The sequence below is a fragment of the Paenibacillus uliginis N3/975 genome (assembly GCF_900177425.1).
GTDB lineage: Bacteria > Bacillota > Bacilli > Paenibacillales > Paenibacillaceae > Paenibacillus_AQ > Paenibacillus_AQ uliginis.
In genome coordinates this window covers 596,181-614,567 of the sequence record NZ_LT840184.1, presented here as the reverse complement: position 1 = coordinate 614,567, position 18,387 = coordinate 596,181, and the positions used below count along the sequence as shown (strand labels likewise).

17 protein-coding genes and 1 pseudogene are annotated in these 18,387 nt (G+C 41.3%); 4 read left to right on the top strand and 14 right to left on the bottom strand.

Annotation, left to right across the window (positions count from 1 at the left end; genetic code table 11):
- Window positions 1-38: 38 nt before the first annotated feature.
- Complete coding sequence (locus B9N86_RS02800; protein ID WP_208917667.1) at window positions 39-623, top strand: LysE family transporter; 585 nt, start codon at window positions 39-41, stop codon at window positions 621-623.
- Between the two features lie 85 nt (window positions 624-708).
- Here B9N86_RS02800 and B9N86_RS02795 read toward each other — a convergent pair whose 3' ends face one another.
- Genes B9N86_RS02795 through B9N86_RS02785 form a run of 3 tightly spaced genes read right to left on the bottom strand, consistent with a single transcriptional unit; the run spans window position 709 to window position 4,022 of the window.
- Window positions 709-1,647, bottom strand: coding sequence for an alpha/beta hydrolase (locus B9N86_RS02795; RefSeq protein WP_208917666.1), 939 nt, complete (start codon window positions 1,645-1,647; stop codon window positions 709-711).
- A 46-nt stretch (window positions 1,648-1,693) separates the two neighbouring features.
- On the bottom strand, window positions 1,694-2,773 hold the full coding sequence (locus B9N86_RS02790) for an LLM class flavin-dependent oxidoreductase (protein WP_208917665.1): 1,080 nt from the start codon (window positions 2,771-2,773) through the stop codon (window positions 1,694-1,696).
- A 49-nt stretch (window positions 2,774-2,822) separates the two neighbouring features.
- On the bottom strand, window positions 2,823-4,022 hold the full coding sequence (locus tag B9N86_RS02785) for an MFS transporter (protein ID WP_244563116.1): 1,200 nt from the start codon (window positions 4,020-4,022) through the stop codon (window positions 2,823-2,825).
- 380 nt (window positions 4,023-4,402) lie between these two features.
- Between B9N86_RS02785 and B9N86_RS02780 the strand changes: the two genes are divergently transcribed.
- From B9N86_RS02780 to B9N86_RS02770, 3 genes are all read left to right on the top strand, one after another.
- Entirely contained in the window at window positions 4,403-4,984 is a 582-nt protein-coding gene (locus B9N86_RS02780) for a TetR/AcrR family transcriptional regulator (protein ID WP_208920057.1), read from the top strand.
- Between the two features lie 85 nt (window positions 4,985-5,069).
- Window positions 5,070-5,711, top strand: coding sequence for a TetR/AcrR family transcriptional regulator (locus B9N86_RS02775; RefSeq protein WP_208917664.1), 642 nt, complete (start codon window positions 5,070-5,072; stop codon window positions 5,709-5,711).
- 72 nt (window positions 5,712-5,783) lie between these two features.
- Complete coding sequence (locus B9N86_RS02770) at window positions 5,784-7,193, top strand: alpha/beta hydrolase family protein (RefSeq protein ID WP_208917663.1); 1,410 nt, start codon at window positions 5,784-5,786, stop codon at window positions 7,191-7,193.
- Between the two features lie 136 nt (window positions 7,194-7,329).
- On the opposite strand, the gene B9N86_RS02765 is transcribed toward B9N86_RS02770, so the two are convergent.
- The 11 genes and pseudogenes from B9N86_RS02765 to B9N86_RS02715 form a co-directional block, all read right to left on the bottom strand.
- Complete coding sequence (locus B9N86_RS02765; protein WP_208917662.1) at window positions 7,330-7,827, bottom strand: SRPBCC family protein; 498 nt, start codon at window positions 7,825-7,827, stop codon at window positions 7,330-7,332.
- 33 nt (window positions 7,828-7,860) lie between these two features.
- A pseudogene (locus tag B9N86_RS02760) lies at window positions 7,861-8,091 on the bottom strand (ATP-binding protein); the annotation flags it as partial.
- Between the two features lie 46 nt (window positions 8,092-8,137).
- On the bottom strand, window positions 8,138-9,277 hold the full coding sequence (locus B9N86_RS02755; RefSeq protein WP_208917661.1) for a histidine kinase dimerization/phospho-acceptor domain-containing protein: 1,140 nt from the start codon (window positions 9,275-9,277) through the stop codon (window positions 8,138-8,140).
- Between the two features lie 510 nt (window positions 9,278-9,787).
- Window positions 9,788-10,447 carry a TetR/AcrR family transcriptional regulator gene (locus B9N86_RS02750; protein ID WP_208917660.1) on the bottom strand — a complete coding sequence of 220 codons (660 nt, stop codon included), beginning with the start codon at window positions 10,445-10,447 and terminating at the stop codon, window positions 9,788-9,790.
- A gap of 358 nt (window positions 10,448-10,805) precedes the next feature.
- Window positions 10,806-11,261 carry a DinB family protein gene (locus B9N86_RS02745; RefSeq protein WP_208917659.1) on the bottom strand — a complete coding sequence of 152 codons (456 nt, stop codon included), beginning with the start codon at window positions 11,259-11,261 and terminating at the stop codon, window positions 10,806-10,808.
- Between the two features lie 283 nt (window positions 11,262-11,544).
- The gene (locus B9N86_RS02740; protein WP_425298568.1) at window positions 11,545-11,955 is read right to left on the bottom strand and encodes an NUDIX hydrolase; all 411 of its coding nucleotides are present in this window, start codon (window positions 11,953-11,955) and stop codon (window positions 11,545-11,547) included.
- A gap of 331 nt (window positions 11,956-12,286) precedes the next feature.
- Window positions 12,287-13,045, bottom strand: a complete 759-nt coding sequence (locus B9N86_RS02735) for an ABC transporter ATP-binding protein (RefSeq protein ID WP_208917658.1) — start codon at window positions 13,043-13,045, stop codon at window positions 12,287-12,289.
- A 4-nt stretch (window positions 13,046-13,049) separates the two neighbouring features.
- The gene (locus tag B9N86_RS02730) at window positions 13,050-15,368 is read right to left on the bottom strand and encodes an ABC transporter permease (RefSeq protein ID WP_208917657.1); all 2,319 of its coding nucleotides are present in this window, start codon (window positions 15,366-15,368) and stop codon (window positions 13,050-13,052) included.
- Window positions 15,353-16,651 (bottom strand): MFS transporter, encoded by a 1,299-nt coding sequence (locus tag B9N86_RS02725; RefSeq protein ID WP_208917656.1) that lies wholly within the window; start codon window positions 16,649-16,651, stop codon window positions 15,353-15,355. The genes B9N86_RS02730 and B9N86_RS02725 overlap by 16 nt, the downstream gene beginning before the upstream one ends.
- Entirely contained in the window at window positions 16,644-17,291 is a 648-nt protein-coding gene (locus tag B9N86_RS02720) for a TetR/AcrR family transcriptional regulator (RefSeq protein WP_208917655.1), read from the bottom strand. Before B9N86_RS02720 ends, B9N86_RS02725 begins: the two co-directional genes overlap by 8 nt.
- 296 nt (window positions 17,292-17,587) lie before the next feature.
- Window positions 17,588-18,343: an SDR family NAD(P)-dependent oxidoreductase gene (locus tag B9N86_RS02715; RefSeq protein ID WP_208917654.1), complete on the bottom strand. Its 756-nt coding sequence runs from the start codon at window positions 18,341-18,343 to the stop codon at window positions 17,588-17,590.
- Window positions 18,344-18,387: the final 44 nt, after the last annotated feature.

Sequence of the window (18,387 nt, the reverse complement as noted above, 5' to 3'; positions counted from 1 at the left end):
GAACATTATAACATACACACTAAAAAGGAGCTCCCAAAATGCCTTTATTTTCATTTTTGTTATTTGTCTTTATTACCAGTTTCACTCCAGGTCCCAACAATATCATGGCCATGGCGTTTGCGAATAAACATGGATTAAAAAAAACAATTGTATTTAGTTTAGGCGTAGGTGTCGGATTTTTTGTTATCACATTATTGTGTAGTTTTTTCAATATCATACTTACAAGTGTTATGCCAATAATTGAATTTCCTTTGACCCTTTTTGGTGTAGGCTATATGTTATATTTGGCTTATAAAATACTTACCAGTAAAGATATTGGCGGCGGACATGATGAAAATAGTAGAAACTTTTTCTTAATAGGAATCTTGTTACAATTTGTTAATCCGAAAGGTATTCTGTTTGGGATTACAGTAGTAGCAACCTACATTCTCCCCTATTACACTTCATATTTCAGCTACCTTCTATTCTCATTGTTTTTAGGAATGGTTGGTGTAATGAGTACATTTAGTTGGAGTCTATTTGGTTCGATTTTTCAAAAATTCTTATTACAATACAGACAACAGTTTAATATTATTATGGCCGTTTTATTGGTATATAGTGCTTTTTCAATTCTATTCCAATGAAAAAGCCCCCTTCACATGTATCTGATAAGTCAGATCTTGCAAAGGAGGTATTAATACTGAACCTACAGACAGCCCCTATAATGGTTTAAGGGTTAAGCGCTCTCGCCATCGCATCCACATAGCTTTGGCTGGCGCGCTGGCTCACTTCCGCTTCGGGAACGAATACTTCAAAGCAGTGGAAGGTGCCGGGATACAGATGAAATTCGACGTCTATGCCCGCTACCGCAAGGCGCGTCACATATTCGATTGTCTCATCTCGGAACAGATCGAGCTGACCTACGCACGTATAGGTCGGCGGTAGCCCCGCCAGGCTTTCCGCTCTCGACGGCACCGCATATGGGGATTCCACGATATCATCAGCACCCTCACCCAAGTACATGCTCCAGGCCGTCAAATTGTTCGTCCGGTTCCAAGTTGCGTTATCGGCCGTAATTTCATGGCTCGATGCCGTCATATTGCGGTTGTCGATCATCGGATACAGCGGCATTTGGAAGATGAGGTCTGGCCCGCCTTTGTCGCGAACCATTAAAGCAAGTGCTGCGGTCAGACCGCCGCCCCCGCTTGCACCGGCAATCGCGACGCGATCCACATCGATACCCAGCAACTCAGCTTCGTCCGTCATCCATATCAAGCCGGCATAACAGTCATCGATAGCAGCTGGATAGGGGTGCTCGGGAGCAAGTCGATAATCGACCGATACGACAACGCAATTAGCCGCCTGTACGAAGCGTTCGCACAAAGTATCGTCCATATCGGGATGTCCCATGACATAGCCTCCCCCGTGAATCCACAACATGGCTGGAAGCTTCGCGTCAGTTCGCTGGGCTGGCTCGTAGATTTCAACCAGCATCTCGCCTGCTGCGCCCGGAATCATCTGGCTTGTCGTACGTACATGCTCTGACTTCTCAATCGGAGGATTTGACAACAAACTCCTGCTCCACTCTAAATTCCCCTCCAGTTGAAAACCTGGAAATAGTGCTAATGCCGACCTTAATTCCGGCAGTACCCGACTTTCAAAATCCATGTCAATTCCTCCTGTAATTAAATGTGCTCGTGAATCAATTGTGGTTTTATGAATCAAGATTGAATGATGATACTTGTTCCGTCTCAGCTTCCCACTTGGCTACTTCCTCCCGAACTCGGGGCGCTACCTCAGTTCCTAACAGCTCAATAGCTCTCATCACTTGGTCATGCGGCATCGTACTTAACGGTACATACAGCATAAAGCGTGTAACACCTACATTTTTGCGAAGGTGAATGATCTTCTGGGCAACCGTCTCGGGATCGCCAACATACAGTGCACCTTCAAAGCTGCGCGCGGCATCATAGCTAGAACGATCATAATGTGCCCAGCCCCGCTCCTTGCCTAATCTATTCATACCTGCCATGGTAGAAGGAAAAAATGTATCGGCAGCTCGTTCCGTATTCTCTCCAACAAATCCTATCGAGTGTGATCCAACCTTAAGCCGCGATTCATCATGACCAGCGTGCGCAGCTGCTTTCTTATAAAGCTGCACGAGCGGTGCAAAATTCGTCGGTTTCCCACCAATTATCGCTAGCATTAGAGGCAATCCTAACAAACCTGCACGGACAGCAGACTCCTGTCTACCCCCACTGCCAACCCATATCGGTAAAGAATCCTGAACGGGCCGTGGATACACGCCCAAATTATTAATCGCTGGCCGATGCCCGCCCTTCCAGTTTACTTTTTCGGACCCCCGTATTTTTAGGAGCAATTCCAAATGTTCTTCAAACAGCTCATCATAGTCATTTAAGTCATAGCCAAACAATGGAAAGGATTCGATAAAGGAACCCCTGCCCGCCATAATTTCCGCACGTCCATTTGAAATACCATCGAGCGCAGAAAAATCCTGAAAAACGCGCACCGGATCAGCTGAAGAAAGCACCGTCACTGCACTAGTCAGCCGAATCCGTTTCGTCTGCGAGGCAGCCGCAGACAACACCATTGCTGGTGAAGATGCCGCATAATCTTCCCGATGATGCTCACCTACACCAAACACATCAAGTCCCACCTGATCGGCAAGCACAATTTCCTCTACCACTTCACGCAATCGCTGTGCGTGGCTTATCACTTCACCAGTCTGAACATCCGGCTTTGTTTCTACAAACGAAGTAATACCTATTTCCACGAGTAATCTCTCCTATTTCAAATTTTTCTCCGTAAACATACAAGCAATCTTATTTTAATGCGGAGGCCGTAGCCCGCCTGGTCATTGCCCAAAATAGAAGAGCTAAAACACTAACAGAAGCCCCGAGCAAAGATACTCCGTCCCAGCCATAATGTGCATATATATGAGTTGAAGCAATTGAACCGCTAGCACTGCCGATGGAATAGAAAATCATGTATCCGGCAGTAAGCCGACTACGTGCCTCCGTACGCAATGGAAGGATCATAGTTTGATTCGTGACATGTACGGCCTGCACTGCCAAGTCAAGAAGAACAATACCAATGACCAATGCGAACAGCGACTGTTCTGTATAGCTGATGAACAACCACGAAATCAACAATAGGATCAAAGCAATGCCCGTCGTTCTCTGTCCGAAACCTCGATCAGCCAGCTTCCCCGCTCGTGCAGCAGCTAACGCTCCTGCTACTCCTACAAGACCAAATGCTCCAATTGCACTGTGCGAAAGAGATAATGGCGGCGCGCTAAGAGGCAGTACGAGTGAAGTCCACAAAATACTGAAATCAGCAAAAATCAGCAGAGCCAGAATGGAGCGGATGCGTAATATCCGTTCTTGTCTAAACAGCATAAGCACCGATCTAAGTAACTGAGGATAGGACAGTGACTTTACCTCGCGCTGGGCATTGGGCAACACCCTAATAAACATCCAAACCATAAAAAGCATCAGCGTTGCAGAAACTAGATATACGGAACGCCAACCCGCAAGATCCGTTAATATCCCTGCAATGGACCGCGCAAGAAGTATGCCGATTACAATCCCACTTGTTACAATACCAACGACACGTCCTCGTTCGGCAGGGGCGGCCATAGTTGCCGCGAACGCCACAAGAGTCTGAGTCACAACTGCAAGCAGTCCCACCAAAGCCATACCTGCGAATAGTACCGCGCTGGTAGAAGCAGTTCCAACGATAACCAAAGCTATTATGGATAATAACATCTGGCCGATAATCAAGCGGCGCTGGTTCAGCAAATCTCCAAGCGGTACCAGCAGCAGCAATCCCAATCCATAAAAGATCTGAGTGATGGTAATAACAATGCCAATGATGGAATGCTCAATACCAAACTCACTCGACAGCTGATCGAGTAACGGCTGTGCGAAGTAGATATTGGCGACTGACATCCCGCAGGCAGCCGCGAATAATAGTGTCACATAGCGAGACATGGAAGCACGATGATCTGAATCAGATGTGATCGGCTGCGCCTGTGACGAATCCGCCTTTCTATCGGTATTGTCCGCTACTTTTTCTATAACCTCTTCCGTTTTGTACACACCTTACCTCCATTCACTTTTTAAATGCTGAATATTATAATGTACCGATCGGTATGTTATAATTCCCAGTAAATATATCTCACGGTTACTCTCGATGTCAACAATTACATTTGATTTCACTGGTTATAACTTAATATGAAGCTTCTTTTATTAGGATAAACTAACCTACATTTGACAAAGTAAACGGCCAATTATAAAATTATAATATACTGTTCGGTACGTAAATAGAGGCAGTTGACAGTCACCTACAATCGAAATCATTGAGCAAGGAAAAAAATAAAGAGTAACGAGAGGTATTCATGATGGCAAGAACCCGTGAATTTGACGAAGAAAAAGTATTAGATGCAGCTATGCAACTATTTTGGGAGAAAGGATATGAGGCTACCTCATTAAGCGATTTAACTTCCAGAATGGGCATTCAACGCCCCAGTATATACTCTGCCTTTGGAGACAAGAAAGAATTGTTCGAAGCCGCACTGCGCAAATACACGATGTCCCGTGCTTCCGATGTGCGAACTAGACTTCAAAACCATTCATCGGTAAAAGAAGCCTTTTCCACTTTTTTTGAGGGTGTGGTTGCTGAGGAATATGCAGAAGATCGAAGTCGGGGCTGCTTTTGCATCAATACAATGGTTGAACTTGCACCTCATGATGAGAAATTTGAAATTCTGACAAGGGAACATCAAATGTACCTATCTGTCATATTTCAAGAAACCATTGAACGAGGTATACAATCAGGTGAGCTCGAGGCCAATACAGATGCGAAGGCTTTATCACAAGCGCTAATCGTATCGTTGATCGGACTAACCGTAATGATGAAGTCTCGTCCACAGCGATCATTTGTTGATAATGCGATAAAAGCGACACTTACATTGCTTAAGTAATTCGGACTGGGCATCTTGTTGACTAATGAAATAGTTTAATTTAATATGTTAGATACATTCGAATGTATGTTTAGGGAGATATGATATGGCCAGAAATAAATATCCGGAAATTACAAGAAAGAGAATTATTGAATCGGCTATTAGATTGTTCACGCTGAATGGTTGGGACAATGTAACGATTCAAGAAATTGTAGATGATGTCGGGGACATTACTCGAGGTGCCTTCTATCATCATTTCAAAACACGCGCAGATATTATTGATGCCATCACGAAAGAAATGCTGATGGAAAATAATTATTTTAATGAAATTCCTGATTTAGAGAATTTACCTGCTTTAGATCGTTTAAGACAAGGCATTTCCTTTTCGATTTTGCAAAGTCTAAAAGAAGACAATCTATCAACGATTCCTCTAAAAATGAATTCAGCTGAGTTTGTTTTTAGTCGCATCACAGAAGGTATTCAGGTTGTTGCGCCTGGGATTCAGAAAATTATTGAAGAAGGTAATCAAGACGGTTCGATACAAATTGCTTATCCAAAACAAGCGGCTGAAACCTTTACGATGCTTTTTGATATTTGGATGAATCCAGAAATATTTCGTGTAAGTCGAGATGAATTCATTCAAAAAATCGAGCATATTCGTTTGATGTTTGAAGGGATTGGAATGCCAATTGTGAATGAAGAATTGAAAAATGTATTTTTGGATTTGTTAGATAAAGTTCAAGAATAATAGACTACTCCATGTAGTTTATTATTTTGTTTATTTACATACATTCGTATGTATGTGGAATGGAGATGAAATATGAAAAGTTTAGAAGTCATTTTTGTAGCTGTGTTGATACTATCGAGCATTTTATTAGTTTTCAGACAACGTGGTCTGACAAAAAATAATTTAATCATTTTAGCAATCGATTATGTGTTTTTATTGGTAACCATCATTGCAATCGGTGCAAACTGGCGCATGATACCTGCTTATATCGTAACACTAGTTTTAACATTGCAAGTTTTCGTGAAGCCTAAAAACACTATTGTTTCGAAAAAATTAGAGATGAAAATCATAAAAGGTGCAGGGATTGTTGTAGCTGCTATTGCAATGTTTACATTACCGAAGCTTTTCCCAATCATGACATTCCCAGAGCCGACAGGAGAGTATACGGTAGGGACTCAAGCATTTCATCTAGTTGATAAAAATCGAAAAGAATTTGTTGTGCCGAATAATCAGGTGAATCGTGAGTTGATGGTACAGGTTTATTATCCTGCTGAAAAAGGGACAGGGAAACCTTCTCCTTACTATGAAAATATAGATGCATTAACTGAACAATTATCTGTCACACAAGGCTTTCCACATATTGCAACAACACACTTAGGATTGACAGAAACACATTCTTATAAAGATGCAACACCGGTAAAAGCAAAAGAAAAATTCCCACTTCTTTTATTTGCGCATGGGATGAGTTTATATAGTCGCCAGAACACATTCCAACTAGAAGAATTAGCGAGTCAGGGTTATGTTGTAGTAGCTCTTAACTTTACAGGGGATGCGGCAACAACGGTTTTCCCAGATGGAGACCGTGTTGATTTTACACCGATTGAAAATACGATTACATTCTTGAACAATCGTATCAAGCTTTGGGAGCAGGATGCCTCTTTTGTTTTAGATGAAGTCATTAAAGGTGATTTTGATAAGAATTTCAAACCAATTGCGGAGTTAATTGATTATGACAAAATCGGTATGCTAGGTCACTCTTTTGGCGGTGCAACTTCTGCACAGATGTTAGTGAAGGATGATCGAATTAAAGCAGCATTAGATATGGATGGCGGATTGTATGGAGATCCTATGCCGAAAAATGGTCCCGGAAAGCCATTCATGCTGATGAATGCTGAGGCTTCAATTAACTTTATGAAGGAAGCACATGGCCAAGAGCCAGGTAATCGTGATGAATTGTTTGAAGAGGCCTATTTCAGAAATAAAACAGTTGAAACGCCTGGTGTTTACACAACAACTATTCCAAAAACGAATCATGGTAGCTTTACGGACTTAGCAGCAGTTTCACCAATCATTAATGAATCAGGGGCAGATGTGAATGCGATTTATAAACTGATTAATGAAATGGCGCTTGGCTTCTTTGATAAACATTTAAAAGGGACAAATGAAAATAAATTAGAAGAAATTCAGAAGAATCATCCTGATATTAACTTAACGAATTATTAAGGACAAAATCATCATCAGTAATAGTATTCTAAACGGTTTCTTAGGCCAATTTATAAAGGGGCGCACTTACTCAAGAAGTGCGCCCCTTTTGTCTTAATCGAGTTCACTGAAACAACTTTTGATTGCTCAAACGATTTTAGCCTCTATAGCTAACTTTTCCTGTCTCAACTAATTCCTTAAGTCCCATGAACATTAAATTCCAACCATGCTCGGATCCATCGTGATATTCTCCAAGAGCTTTTTCGATATCAGCTGGTGTCCAATTTTCTTCATGAGGAACAATGATGTTTTGTGAAAATGTCATTTCACAGCCTTGTTGAAGTTCTTTTAGCTCAACTGTAATCGTATCTTCTGATTCGCTAAACTGTGGCATTTTAAAAGTAAACACTAATTTTTTAGACGGATCAATTTCAATGTACTCCCCAATCGCACGATAATCCTTCCCATCCCGATGATCAACAATTTCCCAGGTGCCTCCTACTTGAGGATCATTTTGCGCTACCTTATTTGTCCCCTCCAATGTAAAGAACCATTTTCTCATCATCTCAGGGTTCAACCATGCATCAAAAACTCTTTTAGGTGTTACATCAAAGTTTCTTGTCATTGTTAAAGTGGTTGTTGAATAGTTGTTCATCTTAAAACTCCTTTCCTCTGAAAATACCCTTCATCAACATTCTCTAAACCATATAGTGAATGTAGATCCGATGTCTTTTGAACTTGTTACCTCTACAGAAGCATGATGTTCATCAATAATAAATTTGGCAATAGATAAACCAAGGCCAGTTCCCTCGATTTTACCTCGAGAATTATCCGCCCTGTAAAAACGATCAAAAATGTAGGGAATTTTAGATTTATCTAATCCAATTCCTGTATCTTTAATGCTTATTCCAACCATATTATTGTTTGTTGTAAAAGATAGTGCGACTGAACCCTCTAGGGTATATTTAAAGGCATTGTCTTATAAATATTAGTAGCAATTGTTGTACATAGTCACTGTTACCTAAGATGTATACATTATTTAACACAGAGATATCATTGTGAAGCCATTTGACTTTTTTAGGCATTACATCGACTTGCCGAATAACTTTTTCCACAATAGGCTTAAACTCTATTTCTTGAAGTTCTATCTTGAACCTAGAGTCCGATCTGGCAAGAAATAGTAAATCGTTAACCAATTTTCTCATACGCTCAGCTTCATCGACGATATCATGAATGCATTCAATCGAATCCTCCAATTTTGAATCACCGATTGACTTATTCAACCACATTTTCTGTAAGAGTTGTGCATTTCCTAAAATAGACGTCAATGGTGTACGAAGCTCGTGAGATGCGTCCGCCACAAATCGTTGTTGATTAATATACATATAATTAATTTTTTCAAAATTGATCTCTATGCTTTCAAGCATAAAATTAATAGCTGTAACCAATGTTCCAATTTCATCTTTAGACCTTTTATAGAATACTCTGTTTTTCAATTCACCTGTATTTCTTATTTTCTCCAGGTCCTCAATCATCGATTGTAATGGTTTAAGGGTAACTTTTGATAGTACCCTTCCTGATACAACTGCCAATAATACGACACTCAAAGTAAGTATATACAGAGCATAACGTAGTATCTTAAAAAAATTTTCAAATTGGCTTACATTAACAGCTGATTGTACTACCCCTACAATATCACCATTAAAAGTTAGCGGAGCAGAATAGATCAATACAGGCGATTCTAACAAAGATACAGTATCAAAATAAGCCGTAGCTACATTTTTCCCCTCTACAGGTAACTCTAAGTACCCTAAGTTACTAGACTTAATAATAGCACCGTTAAAAAAATTAGTAATTTGAAAAAACATTCCCTTTTGGAGACTAGCCCGTTCATCAATACTAATCAATAAGTTCCAATCTCTTCTCGATATCTCTAGCTTATACGAAATTGAATTTCGAACCAATCCAGCCTCATAGGCCAAATTTTTTTTTATATCCTTATATATATATTGATGCAGGAAAAAATAAAGTGCCACCCCAAAAACAATTAACATAACCATTAATATCAAAGAGTGAACCAATGATAATTTTGTTTTTAATGTCATTTGTTTCAACGCCTTTGGTTTTATATGCAAGTTAAGATATCACACAAACCTTAAACACATATTAAAATATGGAAAATTAAGAAATATACGGCTTGTCCTAGGCGTTAAACATCTTCGCATATTCCCCTTCAATTTTGATTAACGGTCTGTTCAAAAAAAAGAGAACGCTCCCGAATCATCGCTTGGGCTACGTTCTTCACATTCTATTAGTTAAGTGGTGAAAACATGGTTATCCATGAAATAAATTATGCCCTTTAGTGATATTCCTCTTTCGATACAATTCAAATGTAGTAAAAATAAACAGCGCAAACAAAAGTGTAAATAAAGCAGCCAAATCTCGCAAATGGCAGGGGTAACACCACCAAGAATAAACAACATCTTGAAAATGCAGTTCCAAACCTGAGCAGATTGAACTGTGTTAATATCGCTAAGCCGCCCCATAGTATCCACGACGATACAAAGGTATAAAATAGAAATCTTCTTATCTCTTTTCCCAAACTGTAGCCCTCCTTATTTAGACCCCAACATTAATAATACGGACTTGCATAGAGTATCCATCAGACGGATTTCGTCAAATTGCACTTGTTCATTTTGGAACATACCATAACATTTTTGTAAAACAACATCTCTTACAATGCCATCAATGGATGTCATAATAAAAGTAAATAAATCTTCTGGTGATACTACAGGCTGAAAGCTCCCTAAAGAAATTCCCTCATGAATTGTGCTAAATAACCGCTCGACCAAATATTGTCCGCTTTCATTTTCAGTAATGTTCGATAAAATTTTCTCTTGTCTCTCTGGATTGTTCGCAAATACGATTGTGAGCTCAAATTGAATTTTGCCAACCGTTGATAAGTTTTCTTTAATGTACTCACCGAGAAAAGTAAACAGTTTGTTTATCGATTCTTTGGGAGAATTGCTATTTTCAATGATCGCATCGACAACTTGCGTATAGTCTGCATTAGCATTAGCTTGATTAATGACAGCAACAAGTATTTCGTCCAAATCCGAATAATAGCGATAAATCCCACCTTGACTTACTCCTGACGCTTTAATGATATCTCTCATCGTAATTTCATAGAGTGGCTTAACTTTACACACCGATAAACCTGCTTCTAAAATGGTATTTTTCTTTTTTATCACATACTCCTGGCTTACCTTTGGCATAGTACCCAACTCCTAAAATAAAAATGACACCATAGTCATCTTTCTAGTATGGCATGGGCTATTCATTGTCAATATTAAAATGACACTACAGTCATTTTAATATGATCATCATTTCCTCCATGTAAAATGAGTTGCATACTCTTAGATAACCCATACTGCCTGCTCATTTTTATAATCCATATTTTAATTTCAGATATTCTTCTTTTGGACATAAAAACACCCCTTTAGATACTATCTAAAGGGGTAAAGCTTTGTAACTTTTTTACAAACATCACATCTTTAGCTGTATTATTGAACTATCGTGTCCCGTTAGGTCAATGCCAATCCCATTCCAAGTGATGGTGATTATTAGGCCCCGTTAGAGCCTCGCGAACGTGATGTAATCGACTTGGACGGGCTCTGCCGATTCGAACCGAAGTGCCCGGTTGATCTGTCCCCGGTGATATTGCCCATGTAAGAGGACCTGCGACAGGATGTCCCGGACGGACGTTCGGAACGGAACCCCGCTCTGGTTCGCATAGTCGACCATCTCGTCCAACTCGGATTCCTCGAGCCCTTCGATATAGACGCGATATTGCTCGGCGTTCTCTTCGAACATCGTCCGGATCGCCGTCAGGTCTTCCGCTTCCTCCCACAACGAATATTGCGCGCTGCCCTTGCCCTGCAATCGTGACAGCCAGACTCGTTCCGCGACCGCGACGTGCCGAACCAGCTTCAGAAGGTCCTTGTTCTTCGTCTCACTCTCCTCGAGCGCGTCCAAGATGCGTCCGTCCGCCCAGTACAGGTGGTCCATCATGCGCTTGATCGTCTTCATTTCGGTTTCCCCCTCTTCGTCTCATCGATTACTTGAACCTACTGTTATCCGTTAGTTTAATCATTTGGTCAGAGGTGCTTTTTCGACATGTCATCCAATTTTGTGCGGTCTTTATCAAACTTCATAAATGGGACACACCCCTTTATAGAATGTTGTAAACCGACAAATCCACATTAACACATATTGGAATTATTCTGCCCGTTAGTTGAACAAAAGCAGCCGTTCGCACTAACCGGCTGCCATCTTATAGTTATTCAGCTATCGTGTCCCGTTAGCACAATGGTTATAGTCGAAAATCTACATAAAATGGATGGAGTTCTTCATTTAAACAATACTCGATTCTCTGCTTGAAATTACCCCAGGTTACCTTCTCTAATGCTACTTCAATTGGAAAAAAACCTACTTCCAAAGACTCAGGAGTTGTTGTTAGTTCACCTCCAATTGGTCTACCCAAAAATAATGTGTTACAAATAGATTGATGTAAATTTTGAAAAACACCACAAAATTTTGTTACCTCAATATCTATACCGCTCTCTTCTTTTGTTTCCCTAATCGCTGCATTTATCAACGATTCGCCTTCCTCAACAACCCCACCTGGCATTTCCCAACCTCGATCAGGACCTTTTATTAATAATATTTCGTTACGCTCATTAAGTACAATTGCCGCTGCAGAAATAAAATGTTTTGGAGCCACTCTCATCATCCTCCAATTCTTCAACTAATAAAACCTAAGTAAACACGGTGTCCCCTCAAGTTAGGAGATGGCTTCTTATGTAGTTCCAAGAACGTAATCAAACTTCATTATCTTGCCAATAATAATTGATGTAATCTATATTTCACATAATATCCTCCCGAAATGAATTATGTAGTCCCACACTATCATAACCCAAATATTTACTGTTGTGGGGGATTTATAAACTTTACTATCCTGCCCGTTAGCTTAATATCGCATCATCAGTCTAAGACTTTTTTTCTTGGATATCTGAAAGTGTTATTAGTAAAAATCGTGACTGTGAAACAACAAATCATATTCCTATTTCCCACATTTTCTTCGTAACTTTCTCGACCCTGCCATCCATATCCGTCCCGTCAAACTTCGGAAGCTTCAGTTCGCTTACGATTTTTCCGTCGCGCATAAACATAATGCGCTCCGTCCGCGCCGCAACCTTTGCGTCGTGAGTTACAAGCATAATCGCAGTACCGTCCGCGTTGATTTCGGAAAATATGTCCATAATCTCCTGCGCAGATTTTGAGTTGAGCGCACCCGTCGGCTCGTCGCCGAAGATAATTTTTGGCCTGTTCATAAGAGCGCGGCATATTCCCGCACGCTGAAGCTGACCTCCCGAAACCTGTGTAATGTCACGCTTTTCAAGCTCCGCAATGCCTACCCTTTTCATAAGCGCTCTTGCCTTCTCCGAAATTTCAGCGGCGTTTTTTCTGTTTCCGCGCATGGACGGAAGAATGATGTTGTCGAGGATGTTCAGATTTCTCAGCATCGTCGGCTGCTGAAAAACAAATCCCATTTTTATTCTACGTATATCTGAAAGTTCATTCTCCGAGGCCGCCGATAAATCCTTGCTGTCAAAAACGACCTTTCCGCTATTAACGCCATCCGTTCCGCTCAATGCAAACATCAGCGTCGATTTTCCTGAGCCCGAAGGTCCCATAACCGCAACGAACTCGCCCTCGTTAATGTAGGCGGACACTCCATCGAGAACATTGCGCTGTTCATCGACCTCGCCGAAAGATTTTACTATATGATCACCGATAATAATCTTCTTCATATGCCTACTCCTTTATATTTTCGGAAATTTTTATTTGTCCTGCGCCCGATGTGCCGATCATTGTTGCGATAAGTACCGAGCATATCATCATTAGCGGACTAAACAGATACGCCGAAAGCGGATTGACTGCAAATTGAAACGTCGACGCTCCAAACGAGGAGATCACCGCGCCCGCAAGCATCTCTCCGAGAGTGTTTGCCAGAAGCGTACCGAGAACAATTCCGACAATCAGAACGAATACCGAACGTGAAACATACTGCGCCTTAATGTCGGAGTGTGTAAAACCGAAAGCTTTCATGACGGCAATGGAATATCTGTCTTTTGCGATAAGCATTTTCATAAACAACAGTGTAACCAACACCGTTATAATCAGCGCGACGGCAATTGCAGAATTGGAGGCCTTTCCGACGGAGCTTATTGTCGAGCCATATGTCTGTGCAATATATTCATCAATGTCCGAAACCTTTGCATAATCGAACCTGTCCGCATATTCCGAAACCTTACTGTCGATAAGAGATTGATCTGAAAGCTCCGCACAGATCACGTACCACATAATGTCCGCCGAATTGTTAGTGAAAACAGCCTTTGCGGTTTTACCTCCGTTGGTAATGTCGGAATAAATGCCGCTTACCGTGAGATTTTTTTCCTTCCCCTCAATCACCAGTGTAATGATTTCGCCGACCTTTTTGCTCAGCTCATCGGCGTTCATAGCCGAAAGCGCAATTTCGTCTTCTGCGGCTGGTGCTCTGCCCTCGGAATATTCTACAGGGAATATTGAATGGTCGCCGAGCTCAATTTTTAACCTTTCCTCCGAGCCGTCCTCCGTCTTTGCTTTGAATGTTTTTGTTGTAAGCATGCCATACTTTGAAATGGCACTGTCGCTGCTCATCGTTTTTATAATTTCAGCGGCTTTTTCAGAAATATTGTCGCTCTGCTGAATGTCTATGCGTATATCGCTGTTACCTATCCCCATATATTTGATGAAGCTTTTCGAGGAAATCGTGTTGTGCAGATTCTGCGGAACAATAATGATAAATGCCGAAATCATCAGCACCGCAAGCATTGTGGCGTAAAGTTTTTTCCTTGCGAGAACATCTTTGACACCGAGAAAAATATTCGTGTTAAACAGCCTGTTTCCGCTTAGGTTAAAACGCTCTGCGCCCGTGTTTTTTTCGTGTGAAGTGCCAAAACGGATTGCTTCGGCGGCAGATATTTTCCGAAAGCGTCTCAGCACTCCGCTTACATAGGCAATTATTGCAAGGAATACAAGCAGTATGCCAATTATTCCGAACAACAAGGCAAAAGAAGAATTTTCGCTTTCACCCATATAAAGCCGGATATTTTCAAGAAGCATGCCTTTGAACACAAAAGAAAGTGCAAAACCGAGAATACAGCCTGCCGCCGCAGTCGCCGCGTACTTCGCAAGATAAATCTTCTTTATGTCGGAGATACGCAGCCCTATTGCCTTCATAACGCCAATTTCGCGATAATCGTTTTCGATTTTCGCAAGGAGCGTAAAGCGTATGCACATAAATGCGATTGCAACGACAAGCGCACTTACAAGAAGTATGACCGCAATCATCAGCCCATCGGAAATGGCATTAAGCATTTTGAAAAGCGGATATGTAATTGTCGGTCCGTTTGCTTCAAGTCCTGCGGAGGTGTAAGCAGTTTCGAATGCGCTAATTTCAGACAAGTCCTTTAATCTGAACTCAATCAGATATTCCGTGCTTCCGAAATTCTTAATTACCGCATAATCATTTTCGCTCACAAGAAACCTCTTTGACGAGGCAAGTAACGAATTCATCTGTGAATCGCGGAGAAATCCCGCAACGGTAAATTTCTTTCCGTCTATCACAACCTTGTCACCGACTTTTGCAGTGCCGTCCTTCATATAACCTACCGGAACATAAATCTCCCCATCGGATACATTTATAACGTTTCCGTCAAGATCAAGGAGATAATCAAATTTTTCGCTCTGTGTGCTGAAGCCGTTGTCCTGAACACTGTCCGCAAGCGAGTTTCCGTCAATTACAATCTGCGCACCGTCAACATTGAGAAATTCAAGCACCTGATATTCATCGACATTGCTGTTCTGCTCCGCGAAATCCGCAAGCCGTACAGTATCAATATCACCCGAATGCATCTGCATAAAATGCGGAGTTTTCGCCTGCTTCATGAGTGTATCTATCGAACCCGAAAGATTTACGACAAGTATCGCCGAGAGAGAAACAAGCATAGCCGCGGCAGCGACAAATATCGTTGTTGTCAGCGTTATCAGTTTGCTTTTTGAAATGTCATTGCGGATTATTCTGTAATACATAAGTCACCTCTGTTTTCTAGCTTTTTAACTGATTTTGCGTTATACAGAATTACCGAAGTCACACATAACAGCATCCCAGCGATTATAATGAGAAATCCCGTTCCTCTGCCGCTGCCCGTGCCGATGATCTTTCCCACACTGTCAGCAAGCACTCCGCCGTTAACTAATAAAGGAGTGAACACATAATCCGCCAGTACACCCGAAAGCGCATAAGCCGCAACAAATCCAAGCTGAGAAATGACTCCGATAAGTGACCATGCTCTGCCCTGAACGGAATTATCAATGTTGGTGCGAACAAGAAAATCAAGACTTACATTTGCAAAAGGCATCATCGCAAAAAAGAGGAATCCTGAAACACTGATCCAAATGATATGTTCACGAAATCCGAACGCCGCCATAAACATTCCTTCACAAAACAGCGCAATCGTAAGAATTTTCACATAACCCTTTTTTATTGGAAGAAATCCTATTATCACACTTGATACAAGCATCCCCGAAGCGACAATAGTTTCAATCGTTCCAATTACGGAACTATCCGTGAAAGCAAGCAGCATGGGTATGGAAAGTGTTTCAATAAATCCGAGGAAAAATGTCAGCACTGATGTTATGATCACAAGAACAAGCACACCTCTGTTTTTAGAAACTGCCCGCCAGCCCTCTTTGAATTCGTGGATAAACGATTTAGCCTGTTCGCAGGTCTTGGAAGCAAGACCGCTGCGTACAACAAGAGTACTAGTAACGGTGACAAAAAAAGTGCAAATGTCGATTATAAGCAATAGCTTTATATCCGAAAGAGTTAGCAAAAATCCTGCAATAATCGGCGAAATCAGAAATTTTGCCGAGCCCGCCACCTGGACAAGACCGCTTGCCTTAGTGTACTGCTCCTCGGTAAGCAAATCCGTAACCGTAGCTTTGTATGCGGGATCAAGCAGCGATGAAAACACCGAGCTTATTGTAACTCCCACACAAATCTGCCATAGCTGTGCTTCTCCGTGAAGCATACAAATCAGAATGTAGACAAGTCCTATTGCGGAAAGACTATCGCCTAACACCATTAACAGTCTGCGATCATAGCGATCTGCAAGTACTCCCGCATAGGAGCTTAAGAGAAGCGACGGCATAAACGCAAGCAAGGTTACAAGTGCCATTGCCGATGCCTTTCCCGTCTGCTGGAAAACAAAAATCCCTAGCCCGAACGACGTAAGCCCGCTTCCTATTGCTGAAGTAAGCTGTCCCGACCACAATAGAAGAAATTTTCTGAAGGATTTTCCCGATTTATTCATAGCTGCTTCCGTCTCCTCCACCAAACATCTGCATAGCGTCCATAAGACTTCCACTTTCTGCACCGAGCAGCCTTTCTACGTTGCAAACAAAGGCCAGCATTCGTGAACCGCGCTCCTCGTTCGTCATTGTAACCATATCATCATCAAAAACGGTATTCGCATATATCACAACCATTTCCATGCATTCATACGGAAACGGTGTGCTGAATAGTCCCTGCTCAATGCCCTCGCGGATGATTCCCGTCAGTATCGGCGGAACGCCATTGATTATGACCTTTTCAATTTTTTGATGCATAAGCGCGTTCTGCGGCTTGTGAATGTGGTCCATAATTACCTCACTGCTTCCGCCGCTTATGTTCATTGCCATTACAGCGCGGATCACGCGCTCGATTACGGGTATGCTTTTATCTGCGGCAACTTCCTGGGCCGCACCTAAAATACGGATACTATACCGCTCAATCAACGCGTCCATAATATCCTCCTTCGACTTGAAGTGATAATACAGCGTTCCCCGCGCAATTCCGACCTTTTCGAGAATATCGTTTGTACTTGTGCCGTCAAAACCCTTCTGACCGAAAAGCTCATCCGCCGCATCAAGTATTTCGTTCCTGCGTTCCTCCGCTTCTTTTACAACTCTCATTTTTACATCTCCTTATTATAAACCGACCGACTGCCTGTCGGTAATATAATAGCATACTATTTTTAGCTGTCAAGAGAGTGTGAAAAATCTCGTCAAAAACTGACCTTTAAATTACTCCATCAGGAGTTTTCGACTCCAATGTTTATTAAGGCATGAAAAAAGTGAACCGAAATGTATCTATGCTCAATTAAGAGGTAAGCTGATTTTCAATCCCCATAAAAAAACTACCCTCTAGAAGAACTAGCGGGTAGTTGTGAAAATTTTTAGTTCCCAACTTTATTGTGAATCTTCAATAATTACAGATGACTTCCACCAGTTACATCCATATTATGCCCAGTAATAAAACTCGCTTTTTCACTCGCTAGAAACGAAACAACATTTGCAATTTCTTCTGGTTGACCCTCTCTTTTTAAAGCACTCATATTCTTTGCATTTTCTTGACCTTCTTCTGTATGCAGCCAGTTAGCAGTTGAATCCGTATCAATGATTCCAGGCATTACGGAATTAATCGTAATTCCTTTTTCACCTAATTCCTTTGCTAGTGAAAACGTCATTGTATTAATTGCGCCTTTTGTCATACTGTATACCATCATATGAGGAAATGCGATACGTGTCACACCTGATGATAGGTTTATTATCCTGCCATTGGATTCTAAAAGTCCGATTAGAGATTGTGTAATAAAATATGGTGCTTTAACATTTGCATTGAATAGCCGATCGAACTCATCATAGTCCACTTCTCCAAATCCATTTGATGTAGCATGTCCAGCATTATGAACGATTGTATGCAGTGATACATTATTATCTTGGATTATCATTTTTTTAGTTTTCTCAATAAATTCTTTAATTCTTTCACTGGAATTGAAGTCACCTTGAATTAATTGTGCTTGTCTGCCAATTGATTCAATTTCCTCTTTGACCTGATTGGCTTTTTCAATATTTTGATTATAATGTAATAATAAATTGAACCCATCATTTGCAAGTTGGATTGCGATTGCTTTTCCTATTCCTCTAGAAGCTCCTGTTACCAATGCGTAATTATTGTTCTTCATGTGTTAACCCCTCCTTTAAAGAGAGTCTAAAGGTTAACCTAAGG

Coding starts and splice junctions, on each gene's coding strand:
- B9N86_RS02800 (WP_208917667.1), top strand. CDS start 39: ATGCCTTTATTTTCATTTTTGTTATTTGTCTTTATTACCAGTTTCACT.
- B9N86_RS02795 (WP_208917666.1), bottom strand. CDS start 1,647: ATGGATTTTGAAAGTCGGGTACTGCCGGAATTAAGGTCGGCATTAGCA.
- B9N86_RS02780 (WP_208920057.1), top strand. CDS start 4,403: ATGGCAAGAACCCGTGAATTTGACGAAGAAAAAGTATTAGATGCAGCT.
- B9N86_RS02775 (WP_208917664.1), top strand. CDS start 5,070: ATGGCCAGAAATAAATATCCGGAAATTACAAGAAAGAGAATTATTGAA.
- B9N86_RS02770 (WP_208917663.1), top strand. CDS start 5,784: ATGAAAAGTTTAGAAGTCATTTTTGTAGCTGTGTTGATACTATCGAGC.
- B9N86_RS02765 (WP_208917662.1), bottom strand. CDS start 7,827: ATGAACAACTATTCAACAACCACTTTAACAATGACAAGAAACTTTGAT.
- B9N86_RS02755 (WP_208917661.1), bottom strand. CDS start 9,277: ATGACATTAAAAACAAAATTATCATTGGTTCACTCTTTGATATTAATG.
- B9N86_RS02750 (WP_208917660.1), bottom strand. CDS start 10,447: ATGCCAAAGGTAAGCCAGGAGTATGTGATAAAAAAGAAAAATACCATT.
- B9N86_RS02745 (WP_208917659.1), bottom strand. CDS start 11,261: ATGAAGACGATCAAGCGCATGATGGACCACCTGTACTGGGCGGACGGA.
- B9N86_RS02735 (WP_208917658.1), bottom strand. CDS start 13,045: ATGAAGAAGATTATTATCGGTGATCATATAGTAAAATCTTTCGGCGAG.
- B9N86_RS02730 (WP_208917657.1), bottom strand. CDS start 15,368: ATGTATTACAGAATAATCCGCAATGACATTTCAAAAAGCAAACTGATA.
- B9N86_RS02725 (WP_208917656.1), bottom strand. CDS start 16,651: ATGAATAAATCGGGAAAATCCTTCAGAAAATTTCTTCTATTGTGGTCG.
- B9N86_RS02720 (WP_208917655.1), bottom strand. CDS start 17,291: ATGAGAGTTGTAAAAGAAGCGGAGGAACGCAGGAACGAAATACTTGAT.
- B9N86_RS02715 (WP_208917654.1), bottom strand. CDS start 18,343: ATGAAGAACAATAATTACGCATTGGTAACAGGAGCTTCTAGAGGAATA.